The sequence below is a fragment of the Saccharothrix sp. CCNWYY140 genome (assembly GCF_037401995.1).
Classification (GTDB): domain Bacteria; phylum Actinomycetota; class Actinomycetes; order Mycobacteriales; family Pseudonocardiaceae; genus Actinosynnema.
The window spans coordinates 28,095-40,525 of the sequence record NZ_JBBEGC010000043.1 but is presented as its reverse complement, the minus strand read 5'-3'; the positions used below and the strand labels follow the sequence as shown (position 1 = coordinate 40,525).

11 protein-coding genes are annotated in these 12,431 nt (G+C 70.0%); 6 read left to right on the top strand and 5 right to left on the bottom strand.

Annotation, left to right across the window (positions count from 1 at the left end; all coding sequences use genetic code 11):
* Positions 1 to 155 precede the first annotated feature (155 nt).
* On the top strand, positions 156 to 1,358 hold the full coding sequence (locus WBN91_RS20285) for a DUF6801 domain-containing protein (RefSeq protein WP_337725802.1): 1,203 nt from the start codon (positions 156 to 158) through the stop codon (positions 1,356 to 1,358).
* Between the two features lie 63 nt (positions 1,359 to 1,421).
* Here WBN91_RS20285 and WBN91_RS20280 read toward each other — a convergent pair whose 3' ends face one another.
* Positions 1,422 to 2,621 carry a lipase family protein gene (locus WBN91_RS20280; RefSeq protein ID WP_443217760.1) on the bottom strand — a complete coding sequence of 400 codons (1,200 nt, stop codon included), beginning with the start codon at positions 2,619 to 2,621 and terminating at the stop codon, positions 1,422 to 1,424.
* Between the two features lie 350 nt (positions 2,622 to 2,971).
* On the opposite strand from WBN91_RS20280, the gene WBN91_RS20275 reads away from it, so the two are divergent.
* Positions 2,972 to 4,135, top strand: coding sequence for a PucR family transcriptional regulator (locus WBN91_RS20275; protein ID WP_337725800.1), 1,164 nt, complete (start codon positions 2,972 to 2,974; stop codon positions 4,133 to 4,135).
* 114 nt (positions 4,136 to 4,249) lie between these two features.
* Here WBN91_RS20275 and WBN91_RS20270 read toward each other — a convergent pair whose 3' ends face one another.
* Positions 4,250 to 5,455 carry a lipase family protein gene (locus WBN91_RS20270; protein ID WP_337725799.1) on the bottom strand — a complete coding sequence of 402 codons (1,206 nt, stop codon included), beginning with the start codon at positions 5,453 to 5,455 and terminating at the stop codon, positions 4,250 to 4,252.
* A gap of 243 nt (positions 5,456 to 5,698) precedes the next feature.
* On the opposite strand from WBN91_RS20270, the gene WBN91_RS20265 reads away from it, so the two are divergent.
* The 3 genes from WBN91_RS20265 (at position 5,699) to WBN91_RS20255 (ending at position 8,007) form a co-directional block, all read left to right on the top strand.
* The gene (locus tag WBN91_RS20265) at positions 5,699 to 6,382 is read left to right on the top strand and encodes an SDR family NAD(P)-dependent oxidoreductase (protein ID WP_337725798.1); all 684 of its coding nucleotides are present in this window, start codon (positions 5,699 to 5,701) and stop codon (positions 6,380 to 6,382) included.
* 105 nt (positions 6,383 to 6,487) lie between these two features.
* Positions 6,488 to 7,090 (top strand): DUF4230 domain-containing protein, encoded by a 603-nt coding sequence (locus WBN91_RS20260; RefSeq protein ID WP_337725797.1) that lies wholly within the window; start codon positions 6,488 to 6,490, stop codon positions 7,088 to 7,090.
* A 14-nt stretch (positions 7,091 to 7,104) separates the two neighbouring features.
* On the top strand, positions 7,105 to 8,007 hold the full coding sequence (locus WBN91_RS20255) for a pseudouridine synthase (RefSeq protein WP_337725796.1): 903 nt from the start codon (positions 7,105 to 7,107) through the stop codon (positions 8,005 to 8,007).
* A 680-nt stretch (positions 8,008 to 8,687) separates the two neighbouring features.
* Here the strand turns inward: WBN91_RS20255 and WBN91_RS20250 are convergent.
* Together WBN91_RS20250 and WBN91_RS20245 are read right to left on the bottom strand one after the other, a co-directional pair.
* Positions 8,688 to 9,260 carry a DUF305 domain-containing protein gene (locus tag WBN91_RS20250; protein WP_337725795.1) on the bottom strand — a complete coding sequence of 191 codons (573 nt, stop codon included), beginning with the start codon at positions 9,258 to 9,260 and terminating at the stop codon, positions 8,688 to 8,690.
* 74 nt (positions 9,261 to 9,334) lie between these two features.
* The gene (locus tag WBN91_RS20245; protein WP_337725794.1) at positions 9,335 to 10,072 is read right to left on the bottom strand and encodes a lytic polysaccharide monooxygenase; all 738 of its coding nucleotides are present in this window, start codon (positions 10,070 to 10,072) and stop codon (positions 9,335 to 9,337) included.
* Positions 10,073 to 10,363: 291 nt separating this feature from the next.
* On the opposite strand from WBN91_RS20245, the gene WBN91_RS20240 reads away from it, so the two are divergent.
* Entirely contained in the window at positions 10,364 to 11,275 is a 912-nt protein-coding gene (locus WBN91_RS20240; protein WP_337729395.1) for a C40 family peptidase, read from the top strand.
* Between the two features lie 34 nt (positions 11,276 to 11,309).
* On the opposite strand, the gene WBN91_RS20235 is transcribed toward WBN91_RS20240, so the two are convergent.
* Positions 11,310 to 12,386, bottom strand: a complete 1,077-nt coding sequence (locus WBN91_RS20235; protein WP_443217758.1) for a glycoside hydrolase family 19 protein — start codon at positions 12,384 to 12,386, stop codon at positions 11,310 to 11,312.
* Between the last annotated feature and the right edge of the window lie 45 nt (positions 12,387 to 12,431).

The window sequence follows — 12,431 nt, the reverse complement described above, 5'->3', positions numbered from 1 at the left end:
CGATGTGAGTACCGCGCCACCCACTGGCACAATCCCGATCCGCTTGTTTAGCGGATTTCGCGGTATTTTCGAAGAACTCTTGCACGTGATCTGCGCCGCTCGTTAACTTCCGCCAGGTCGGCATATTTCCGGCAGATTTCGAGGAAGGAACACCCGTGAAGTTGAAGACAATACTGGGCGCGGGCGTGACCACCGGGCTCGTCGTGGCCGGCCTGCTGACGAGCGTCGGCACGGGCTCCGCCGCACCGGTCCAGGTGGACAAGACGCTCACGTTCACGTGTCCGTTCCCGCTGATCGGCAACCAGGTGCTGTCCACGCGCATCCGGGCCACGATCGACACGCCCACCACGGTCGGCGGCGAGCTGAAGACCACGGACTTCTCCGCCACGGTGACCGTGCCGCCGACCGCCACGCAGGGCCTGTCCCTGGTCGGCGCGGCGACGGTGGAGGGCTCCGCCGAGGCGGGCGTGACGCTGGACAACGCCGGCAGCAAGCTCGACATCAAGATCCCCGGCCTGACCGTGCCGAAGACCAACGTCCCGGCCGAGGGCTCGTTCGACGTGGTCGCGAGCGGCCCGGTGCCCACCGCGGTGATCCCGAAGGCGGGCACGACCACGGTGACCGTGGGGAACTACTCCACCACCCTGACCCCGCGCAAGGCCGACGGGACCGAGACCGGCTTGGGCACGTTCACCTCGAACTGCGTGCTGGACCCGGGCCAGAACGCCGAGCTGGTGCGGTTCGACGTGGGCGGCGGTGGCGGCCCGACCACCACCACGACGACCACCACGACGACGACCACCACCACCACCAAGCCGACCACGACCACGACGACCGCGCCTCCCGGCGGGATCAAGTACTCCTACACGCTGGCCGGCTCGTCGGCGCTGAAGAACCTGGGCGGCTCGGTGGCCCTGGCCGGCAGCCTGAACGCCGACCTGGAGATCGCCACCGGCAAGTTCACCGCCGACCTGGCGCTCAACCCGACCTCGGGCAAGTTCACCCTGTTCGGGTTCGTGCCGGTGGAGTCGAAGGTCGAGTTCGTCAGCGAGGGCAAGACCACCGGCACCCTGGTGTCGGGCGCCATCAAGTCGAATTCCAAGGTCACCATCAAGCTGCCGCAGATCACCGTCTACGGGATCCCGATCAGCGCCGAGGCCACCTGCCAGACGGTCACCCCGTCTGACATCAACCTGGCCTCCACGCCCGGCTTCGACCCGCTCAAGGGCGGCAAGCTGACCGGCGAGTACGCGATCTCGGCGCTCAAGGGCTGCGGCTCGTTCAACGACTTCATCAGCGCCTTCACCGCCGGCACCGGCAACACGATCGACATGAACCTCACCGCCAAGACGTCCTGATCCCCCACAGCGCTGGAGACCGCCGCGTCCGACCGCGGCGGTCTCCTCGTGTGTCCAAGGCGGTCAGCAGTTGGAGGTGGCGGGGCGGCCCGCGAAACGGTCGGCGATGAACGCCGCCGCTGCCGCGTTGCCCAGGTAGACGCCCGTGATGTGATCGGTGTCGTAGGTCTTCCAGTCCACCGCCACGCCGGCCTTGCAGTAGGTGTCGCGCAGTGCCTTGTGCTGCGCGAAGTCCACGATGTCGTCACGGGTGCCGTGGTACTCGTGCACCGGCACGCGGATCGCCGTGCCGCCCAGCTTGTTCTCCTGCACCCGGGCCAGCCACGGGGGCGTGAGCACGGGGCTGGAGGTGGTGTACTCGGACAGCCGCTTGCCGCGGTAGTCCAGCAGCAGTTCGAGGGTGCACGCCTCGCGCTGCATGCGGGCGAACTCGGCCTTGCCCGCCTCGTTGAGGTAGTTCTCCAGGTCCAGCTCGGCGTAGGCGTTGTCCAGGCCGATCAGCGAGTAGGCCAGGAACCCGAAGCCGAGCTTGCCGTCCAGTTGCAGCGACACCTGCACCAGGTCGGCCGGCACCCCGCCGCCGACCGCGCCGACCAGGTTGAGCTCCGGCGCGTACTCGGGCTGGAGCTGGGCGGCCCACAGGGAGGCGCCGCCGCCCTGCGAGTAGCCCCGGAAGACCACCTTGGCGGTCCTGGACAGCCCGGTCCCGGGCAGTTTCTGCGCGGCCCGGACGACGTCGATGACGGCGTGCCCCTCGGACCGGCCCGTGATGTAGGTGGTCTTCGGGTCGGGGTGGTAGCCCTCGTAGTCGGTCATCACGACCGCGTAGCCCGCGTTGAGCATGTCGTTGATGGCGGGCTGCTCGTAGGACGCGCCGATGCGTTCCATCTCCGAGGGCGTGCAGCGGAACGCCGGCCCGTACGTGCCGGAGGCGAAGGAGACGATCGGCGCAGTCGCCGGGTCCACCGAACGGGGGATCAGGATCATCCCGGTGACCACGTTCGGTCGTCCCAGCGCGTCGGTCGAGTGGTACATCACCTGCCAGGCCCGCACCGATCCGGTGATGGCGCCCGCTTCCGTGGTCCGGGAGCGGACGACGTCGCCGGGCGCGCCCGCGGGCAGCGGGCTCGGCGGGGTGAAGAAGGCGTCGTCGGCGGGCGCGGCCGTGGCGGGCACGAGGCCCGCCACGGCACTGGCCAGCACGGCAGTCGCCAGCGACAATGAGAAGATCTTTCGCAAACCGGTACCTCCCGAAAAGGGGATCGGACAATGCACCCTGCATTACCGGCGCGCGCGCAGTCCAGGCGGCGAGAATGACTTGTCACCCGCGCACGGGTTCCGAAAACCGAAGTTGTGAGATCCGGACAAGAACGTCTCATCACCCGAATGAGTGAACCGTCAAGGTTACAGAAAGACTGTTTGACACACCTTGGGTGTGAATTTATCGTCAACCGGGCGAAGCCCCAGGGCGGTGCTTCGCCCTGCGGAGGCGGCCAATGACGATCTCACTGAACGGCGGGTTGGTGCGGCAGCGAACGATCCCACGACCCGCGCAAGCTCCCCGGACCACCGCGGAGTACAGCGCCGCGAGACAACTTTGGGGGACGATCCCGGTGGAACTCGCGGAGAAGATGCGGCCCCTGGCCGGCGTGCTGGTCCGCGACGCGGTCCGCGAGATCCGGCGCGCGGTGCCCGCGTACGCGCAGCCGTTGGAGGGCAAGTTCCGCGAAGTCCTCGTCGGCGCGGTCGAGATGGCCATCGTGAAGTGCTTCGAGAACATCTGCGACCCCGACGCGCCGCAGGCCGACTGGCAGGCCGTGCTGCGCTACAGCGGTCGGATGGAATTCCTCGAAGGCCGCACGATGGACTCGTTGCAGACCGCCGTGCGGGTCGGCGCGCGCGTGGTGTGGCGGCACCTGAGCCAGCACGGCAAGGAGATGGGGGTCTCCAACGACACCCTGTTCGTGGTGGCCGACGCGATCTTCGCGTGGGTGGACGAGCTGTGCCGCGCGGCGGTCGAGGGCTACACCGAGGCGCAGAGCAACGCCAACGGGGCACTGGAGCGCCGCCGTCGGCAGTTGCTCAAGCTGGTGCTGGCCGAGCAGCCCGCGTCCGCGCGGTCCATCGCGGACCTCGCGGGGACGACCGACTGGACGCTGCCCGAGCGGGTCGCGGTGGTCGCGCTGGAGTACCGCGAGGACCAGCACCAGCTGCCGTCGGTCCAACTCGGCCGGGACGTCCTGGTGGACCTGGAGAGCTCCACGCCGTGCCTGGTGGTGGCCAACCCCAAGGGCCGGCCGCACCTGGACCTGCGCGGGCGGCGCGCGGCCGTCGGGCCGACCGTCCCGCTGGCCGAGGCCCGGCAGTCGCTCGCGTGCGCCCGCCGCGCGCTGGGGTTCGTGCGCCGGGGCCTGCTGCCCGCCGCGCCCGTCACGTGGTGCGACGACCACCTGGCGACGCTGGCGCTGCTGTCCGACGAGTTCCTGGTCGGCCAGCTGACCTCCCGGGCGCTGGTGGCCTTCGAGGCGCTGACCGTGAAGCAGCGGGAGCGGTTGGAGACGACGCTGCTGGCGTGGCTGGAGACCCGCGGCGGCATCGGCGAGATCGCGAACCGGCTCGACGTGCACCCGCAGACCGTCCGCTACAGGATGCACCAGCTCGAAGAACTCCTCGGCGACCGGCTCGCCGACCCGGACGAGCGGCTGACCCTGGAGATCGCCCTGCGCGCCCGCCGCCTGCTCGCACGGGCGGCCACCCCGGTCAAGCGCCCGGCCTGACCGGGGTCCTCCGCCCATCCCCGGCGGAACGCTGTGCGGCGTTCCCGCTCGAGGCGCGGCGTCTCCGCCCGCCGCGCCCCTTCCGCGTTCTTCAGCAGTTGCCCGTGGCCGGGTTCAGCAGTTGCCCGTGGCCGGCACTCCCGCGAACCGGGCCTCCAGCCACGCGAACGCCTCCAGGTAGGCCGCGATCGCGCCACCCACGTGCGTCGGCGCCAACGAGGAGCTGAACTTCACGTTCGCCCCCTGGGCGCACCACCGCCGCACCATCTCGGCGGCCTGGCCGTACGGGACGATGTCGTCCAGCACGCTGTGCACCACCAGCACCGGAGCGCCGGGCTTGCGCACACCGATCCGCTGCTGCTCGACACGGGACGCGTAGGGCTCCTGGGTGAGGTAGGCCTCCAGTGGGCGGCCGTCCTTGGTGAGGTCCTTGGACTGGCGGAACGCGTGCGCGGCGACCGCCTCGACCGTGCACTGGTGCTCGACCTGGGCCATGAGCTGCTTGCCCTGGTCGTTGAGCAGCGCGGGGATGTCCAGCTCGGGGTAGGCGGCGTCCAGGCTGAGCAGGGCGTACCCGAGGAACCCGGCGGCGTAGTGCCCGTCGAGGTTCTTGGCCACCACGCCGAGGTCGGCGGGTGGTGCGCCCGCGTACGCGCCCTTGAGGTCCAGTTCCGGCGCATAGGACTTGTACAGCTCGACGGCCGCCGCACTCGCGCCGCCGCCCTGCGAGTAGCCGGAGATCGCTACCGGACCGGCGTCGGGCAGACCCGCCTCGGGCAACCGCTGCGCCGCGCGGATCGAGTCCAGCACTGCGTGCGCCTCGGCGGCGCGGTTGACGTAGGTGTGCACGCCGGGCGTGCCCAGACCCTCGTAGTCGGTGACGACCACGCCGTAGCCGCGCAGGAGCAGGCCGGACAGGAACGGCCCTTCGTACTCGCTGCCCATCGCCATCTGCCGGGAGGGCGCGCACTCGTCACCCACGCCCTGCGTGCCCGGCGCGTAGGCGACGATCGGCCGGGGGCCGACGCCGAGCCACGGCGCGTGCGGGGTGAGGACCGTGCCCGACACGGCGATGGCGGTGCCGTGCGTGTCGGTGCTGCGGTAGAGGATCCGGCGCGCGGTGGCGGGTGCGCGCAGCAGCTTGACCGGGTCGAGGAAGAAGTCGGCGGGCTCACTGCGGATGACGTCGCCGTTGCGTCCGGGGAGGGCGGTGGGCGGGTCGTAGAAGGACTCCGCGTGCGCGGCGGTGGGCGCTACGAGCCCTGCGGCCAGCAATCCGGCCATCACCGCTGGTGCCCAGCGGCGCGCGGACAATCGCATGGGTGCTCCTCGTCGAGCGTCGAGCAGGGAATCGACAACGCGTCGAACCTTTCCGCGCGCGTGAAGCGGGGGTCAAGGAGCTGCGGTTTTCTTGTCACGGGCGCGCAAAAGCGCTCTCGCGGACCTTCACGGCGGTGATATCAACGCAGCGCGGTGGTCCCGTGCACGTAGTACCACCGAGGTCGGGTGGGCGGTCGGGTTTCCGGTCGGGTTGTGGGGAAGATGGGGCGCGGAGGTGGTGTGATGACCGACCCTGTCGCGGTCGTGACCGGTGGGAACCGCGGGATCGGGCGGGAGGTGTGCCGGCAGTTGCGGGGCCTGGGGTACCGGGTCGTGCTGACCGCGCGGGACGCCGCCAAGGCCGAACGGGCCGCCGAGAAGATCGGCGTGGACCACCACCCGCTGGACGTGACGTCGGACGAGTCGGTGCGGGACCTGGCCGCGTACGTGGAGCAGCGCTACGGCCGGCTCGACGTGCTGGTCAACAACGCCGCCATCCACTACGACTCGTGGCAGCGGGCGTCCAGCGCGGACCTGGGTGTCGTGCGCGAGGCGATGGAGACCAACTTCTACGGGCCCTGGCGGACGGTGCTGGCGTTGCTGCCGTTGTTGCGACGCGGTGGTGGTGGACGGGTGGTCAACGTGTCCAGTGAGGCGGCGTCGTTCGCGAGCATGGGAGGTGGGACTCCGGCTTACGGGACGTCCAAGGCGGCGTTGAACGCGTTGACGGTGATGTTGGCGGCGGAGTTGCGGCGGGACGGGGTGCTGGTCAACGCGATCTGTCCCGGGTGGGTGGCTACGGACATGGGTGGGCCTGGTGGGCGGCCGGTTGCGCAGGGGGCCGCGAGTGTGGTGTGGGGGGTGACGTTGCCGGACGACGGGCCGACCGGTGGGTTCTTCCGGGATGGGAAGCGGATTCCCTGGTAGCGGGAGTGCCGGGGTTCGGTTGGCGGGGGTGGCGGGGTTCGCTGGAGGTGGAGGGCGGCGCGAGGTGGCGGGTTCGCTGGGGGTGGCGGCGGGTACTCGGCGGGCATGAAGTGGCGTGGCGCGGTGATCGGTGCGGTGGTGGTGGCGGTCGTGGCGCTGGTGGGGGTGTTCGTGGTGGTGCCGAAGTTCGGCACGGACACCGTCGACCGGAGCGGCCCCGCGGTGTTGCAGGCCTTGCGCGACCTGAGCCAGTTCCACGCGGCGGCGGGCGAGTACCAGGTGGTGCTCGACATCGAGCACGACGTCCGGTACGTCCCCTCGGTCCTCGCCGGGCAGCGGACGCTGTTCGTGGCGGCCGGGACGGTCAACGCCTACGTCGAGTTCGGCTCGTTGGGCGAGGACGCGATGAAGGTGTCGCCGGAGTCGAAGTCGGTGGAGCTCACGTTGCCCGCGCCCGTGCTGGACAAGCCGAACCTGCACCAGGAGCGGTGCTACGTGTTCGCGCAGGAGCGCGGGTTGGTGGACCGGCTGGCGGCGCTGGTGGAGACCAAGGACCAGCAGCCGTTCTACGTGGCGGCGGAGCAGAAGATCGCGGACGCGGCGCGGGACTCCGGGCTGACCGAGCGTGCCGAGGACAACACCCGCAAGATGCTCACCGGGATGCTCCACGCCCTGGGGTACTCGGTCACGTTCCACGCCGCTGACTAAGCTCGCCCGTTGAGATGAGACGCAAGCTCCGACCGCCGCTGCCCCAGCGCCACGGCCTGGACCCCGCCCGCCTGCGGCTGCCCGTGGACGGCGCGTGGGCGACCCTCCGCGACCACCTGGTCGAACGACTGCCGCGCGTCGCGCCGGAACGGATCGACCGGATGCTGGAGGAAGGCCGGATCCACGACCTGAACGGCCCCGTCGCACCGGACGCGGTGTACGCCCCCGGCACGTCGGTCTGGTTCCACCGGGACCTGCCGGAGGAGGTGCCGGTCCCGTTCGACATCCGGGTCGTGCACCGCGACGACGCGATCCTGGTGGTCGACAAGCCGCACTTCCTGGCCACGATCCCGCGCGGCAAGCACATCGTGGAGACGGCCCTGGTGCGCCTGCGGACCCAACTGGGCTTGCCGTCCCTGTCCCCCGCGCACCGGTTGGACCGGGTGACGGCGGGGCTGGTGATGTTCGTGATCGACCCGGCGTTGCGCGGCAAGTACCAGGTGATGTTCAAGGATCGCCTGGTGCACAAGGAATACGAGGCGGTGGCCCCGCACCGGCCGGAGTTGGAGCTGCCGACCGTCGTGCGCAGCCGGATCGTGAAGGTCAAGGGCGTGATCACGGCGCAGGAGGTCGAGGGACCGCCGAACGCCGAGACGCGTGTGGAGTTGGTCGAGGCGCGGGGTGGGTGGGGCCGGTACCGGCTGTTGCCGGCCACTGGTCGGACGCACCAGCTCCGGCTGCACATGGCTTCGCTCGGCGTGCCCATCCGCAACGACGACTTCTACCCGGTGTTGCGGGAGAAGCCGCTCGATGACTTCACCGAGCCTTTGCAGTTGCTCGCCAAGGTTCTGGCTTTCACCGACCCCGTCACCCGTGTTCCTCTTCGTTTCGAGAGTTCGCTGGCGCTCGACTTCTAGGCGCTTCGCTTCTCTGGGTCGCTTCGCTTCTCTGGAGACGCGCTGCGCGCTCTCAAGCTCTTGCGCTGCGCGCTCTCAAGATCAAAAGCAGCGCTCGCCGCGCGGCAGGCCCCCGGAGGGGAAGGGCGTCGGTCTTCCTCCGCACGGCCTGCCGGAGGCAACCACACTTTGCCAGGGCCGCCAAGAAAATCTTGCTCGTTCCTCGCAACATTTTGTTGACGGCCCTGGCAAAGCGTGGTTGGGCTGCGCCCAGGCCGTACGGAGGAAGACCGAGGCCCTTCCCGTGGGCGCTGCGCTTGGCGAACCGCAACCGCGCTCCGCGCGAAGGACAACCCCGCACCGCACTACGCCAGCCCCACGCCAGCCCATCAGCCGCCGCCAACGGTCCCGCGCGGCAGCCGCCGCCAGCCCGCCAACCCGCCAACCCGCCAACCCGCCAACCCGCCAACCCGCCAACCCGCCAACCCGCCAACCCGCCAACCCGCCAGCCCGCCAGCCCGCCAGCCCGCCAGCCCGCCAGCCCGCCAGCCCGCCACGAGCGTCTGCCTGCCTGCCCGAGGCGTCTACCGCGTTCGGCAAGGCTTCCGGAGGCGCAGCGCAGCGCTTTGTCGGTGGTCCGTGGGACAATGGAGACGGGGGCCGGAGGCAAGCGCCGCGACGGCGAACGACCAACCCCCGGCTCAGTCCAGGTAGCCGAGCATCTGCGAGATCTGGCCCGTCCGCGACTGGAAGATGCGGTCCGCCAGCGCCTTCGACTGCGGGTTCACGCCGCCCTCGCGTTCGAACTTCGCGATCTCCACCGCGTTGTGCTGGTGGGCGATGAGGAGGTTCAGGAACGCCCGTTCGAACTCGCCCGGGCCGGTGGCCGCCAAAGCCGCGATGGCCTCGGGGCTGGTGGAGTGGTCGCCGCCGTGGTTGGCGTGGAGTTGGGCGTCTGTGCCGGGGGATTCCGGTTGGTTCCAGTCGTGCAGCCACTGGAGCATTGCGTCCACTTCGGACAGCTGTGTGACCTCGATGGCCGAGGCCAGGGTCTTGATGTCCGTGCGGATCGACCTGTCCTTGGCCAGGCGGACGATCTCTATGCCCGTTTTGTGGTGGGCGACCGCCATTTGCAAGAACATCACGTCGATCGGGTTGTGTTCCTTGGTCTCCGCGACCGTCGACACGGGGCCGGTCGGGGCGGGGACCAGGCCGTCGGTGGAGCCGCATGAGGCCAGCAGGAACAGCAGTGCCGTGACCACGGCTGCGCGCAAGGTCGTCCTCCCTGGGTCGGGGCCCGCCCGCGCTGTGACAGGGCAGCGCGGACGGGCTTTCTAACACAGGTTGCCTAGAGGCGTTGCCACAGGGACGGGGTGTTCGGTGGTTCCCAGCCCGTCAGGGACGTGTGCGACTGGATGCACTTGTACGACGCGCCGCCGTACGTGACCTGGGCGCCCACCGAGTACGCGGTGCCCGGGGCCCACGTGCCGCCCGCGGGTGGGGTGGTCGTGGTGGTGGGCTGGGTGGTGGTCGTGGGTGGGGTGGTGGTGGTTGTCGGGGTGCCGCCGCCGCCCACCTGGAGGTCCACGCAGTTGTAGAACGCCATCGGGGTGTCCGCGATGTTCCAGATCGCCAGCAGCTTGATGCGGCCCGTGCGGCCACCGAGGTTGACGTTGTGCGTGACCGTCGAGCCGGGCTGCCGGCCGCCGTCGTTCACCTCGTGGATCTTGCTGCCGCCGATGAAGTACTGCCACGTGGTGGTGGCGTGGCGGGCGGTGATGGTCCAGTTGAAGGTCACCGTGTTGCCGACCGACGCGGCCGGCCACGCCTTGCTCTCGTCGCTCAGCGGGGCCCACCGGCTGTCGCCGGCGTGGCAGTTCTGCTGGCCCTTCGGGCCCTCGACGCTCTGCGGTTCGTAGATGACGGGGCCGCAGTTGGAGACGCGGCCCTGGGCGCAGTTCGCCTGGCGGCTGGGCGGCGAGGAGATGTAGCCGTGCGCGCTCGCCGATCCCGCCGACACCACGACGATGAACGGTGCCACGCCCACGCCGGCGAGTACCGCCGCGAGCTTGCGTTTCAGGCTCATTGTCCAGCTCCTTCGGAGAAGACACCCAGAGGTGTCTCCTGGGCAGGGTCCATGTCCGCGGCGGCCGGATCACGCCGGGAGTGGTCGCGCTCCGCGATGGGAGTGCCACTCTCGGCTATGGTGGTCTAGACCATAATCGTCAACGTCATCCGGGTCAAGGATCTGAACCGACTGGTCCAGCCGCCCGTACCCCCGGATGTGACCCCACATCCGGTCCGACGTGCGACAGCGCTGGCGGGAGCGGCGCTCGCGGCGTTCACAATCACCGCACCCGCGAAGGCCCAGCCGGCGTTGGCGGAGTACGAAGAGCTGTCCCGCGAAGCCGAGAAACTCCACCAGGACCACCTCAAGGCCCAGGACGACCTCGCCGCACGACAAGCCGACCTGGACCGGGCCCGAGCGGACCTCGCGGCGGCAGCGCAGCTCGGCGTGGACGCGCGGGCCGACCAGGAACGGTTCCGCGGCCAGGTCGACCTCATCACCGAAGCCTCTTTCGAGGGCGCCCGGTTCAGCACGCTGTCCGCGCTGCTGGTTTCCGGTTCACAGCAGGACTTCCTGAACCGGATGAGCGCGCTGGGCGTGCTGGCCGCCGACACCGGCGAGGCGTTGGACCGCCTTTCGGCCGCCGTGGATTCAGCCGAACGGTCCAAGAACACGGCCGCCGACGCGGAGCAGCGCGCCTCGGTGGCGGCCGGGGAGGCGGCGCGGCTCGTCGACGACCTCGCCGGGCGGAAGCAGGCGATGGACGTCCAGGTCGCGAACGCTCGGGCGCGCTACCGGTCACTACCGGCGTCCGACAAGGCGGCGCTCGCGGCCCCCGGCGACACCTCGGCCGTCGCCGTGCCCGCGGGCGCCGCCGGGGCGGCGTTAGAGTTCGCCTTGGCACAGCGGGGAAAGCCGTACGTGTTCGGGTCCAACGGACCGGACTCGTGGGACTGCTCCAGCCTGACCCAGGCCGCCTACCGCGCCGCCGGCATCTCCATCCCGCGCACCACCTACACGCAGGCGACGGTGGGCCGCGCGGTGTCGCGGGACCAGGTGCTGCCGGGCGACCTGATCATCTACTACGCCGAGCAGTCGCACGTGGCGATGGCCGTCGACGGGGTGCGGGCGGTGCACGCGTCGACCGAGGGTGTGCCGGTGCGGATCGCGGACATCGACTCGATCGGCCCGATCAGCACGATCCGCCGTGTGGTGGGGTGAGGGGACCCGCCAGGCGACGGGTCCCCTCCGCGATTCAGCAGTACAGATTCGCCCCCGGTGCGACACCGAGGATGCTGGTGAAGCGCTTGTAGGCGTCCACGCGGCTTTGGACCTGCGCCGGGTTGCGGCCGTCGCATTCCAGGGAGCCGTTGATGCTGCGGATCGTCTGGCCGAAGCCGTAGCCGTTGACCATCGCGTTGTGCGGGGTCATGGTGCCCGGACCGTTCTGCGTGTTCCAGTACCAAAGGCCGGTCCGCCACGCCACGGAGGCGTCCTGCTGCACCAGCCACGGGTTGGTCAGCAGGGGTAGGCCCAGGGCGTCGCCGGCGGCCTTGTAGTTGAAGTTCCACGACAGCTGGATCGGGCCACGGCCGTAGTACGCCGCCTGACCGGCGGGACAGCCGTAGGGCTGGCTCGCGTCGCAGTAGTGCGGGTAGTTGGCCTGGTTCTGCTCGACGATGTGCACCAGGCCGCCGGTCTCGTGGTTGACGTTGGCCAGGAACGCCGCCGCCTCCTGCTTCTTGACCGTGTCACTGCCGGTGCCCGCGAAACCTGGGTACGCGCTCAGCGCCGCGACCAGGCCGTTGTAGGTGTAGAAGGGGTTCCGGTTCGGGTACATCTGGTTGAACTGGGCTTCGCTGACCACGAAACCGCCCTGGTTGGGCGGGTTGGACGTCGTGGTCGTGGTGCCCGTGCAGGTGTACGAGTTCCAGTACCAGGTGCTGATCGTCGGGTCGTAGCCCGGGTTGTCGTGCTCGGCGATGTAGAACTTGCCGTCGGTGTACTTCACGATGCTGCCGGCGGCGTAGAACTGGCCCTGCACCCATGCGGGGTAGGAGCAGGTCGGCGGCGGGGGTGTCGTGGTGCCGCCGCCGCAGACTCCCTGGTCGGCCCAGACCTGCGCCGAACCGGGGGTTTCGTTCTGGGTCCACCACTTCGCGGACCAGTTGTGCCCGTTGTGCGAGGCCGTCATGCCGCCGGTGTAGACGGCGGACGCGCTCCACGGCGTGGCACACGCCGCGGCGGAGGCGGAGGTCGTTGCTGCTGCGACGGTCAGTGCCGCCCCGACCACGATGGTGGCGATGGCCGCCACTGCGCGGAATCTCGACACGTGATCTCTTCTTCCGTTCGAGCGCCCTCGGACGTGACTCGGGCC